Below are 564 nucleotides of genomic sequence, written 5' to 3' on the forward strand. Positions count from 1 at the left end.
CGAGGCAATGATCAAAATCAGTTCAATTCATCGAATGCTCAGACTATTAAAAAAGGATGAGAAGAGGAAGCGTGCGGCCTTTAAATTCCGGGAAATTGAGGAAAAAGTTACCGGATAGCCTCTTAGTGAAACGTCAAGGACAGGCAAAGCAATCTTGGCGGTGGGCGTCTTGACGGTGGGAGTCTTGACGGTCGACATCTCTGCGGTTAGTGTTCTGAAGAACACCCCTGGAGACCCTTCCGATGACGATGGCGCGTGCTCATCTGGTGGATCCGACCGTCACCCGTTGGTATCACTGCGTCACTCGCTGCGTGCGACTCGCCTTCCTCCTGGGGGATCCTGAGTACGATCGGAAGAGCTGGATCGACCCACGGCTCAAGGAACTTGCGGAAATCTTTGCGGTATCGGTCGCCGCGTTCTCGGTCATGGATAACCACCTCCATGTCCTCGTCCGCCTCGACCCCGACGTGGCCGGGGGATGGTCCGATGAGGAGGTCGTGCGACGCTGGGGGCGACTCTTCCCGCCCCGCGACCGTTCCCGCCAACCCTTGCCCGTCTCCGACG

1 protein-coding gene is annotated in these 564 nt (G+C 57.6%); it reads left to right on the forward strand.

The window, feature by feature from the left end; all coding sequences use genetic code 11:
• Positions 1-242: 242 nt before the first annotated feature.
• On the forward strand, positions 243-564 hold a 322-nt coding region (locus ACYOEI_RS41110; RefSeq protein WP_462856479.1), incomplete at its 3' end, for a transposase.

Source organism: Singulisphaera rosea (assembly GCF_054877945.1).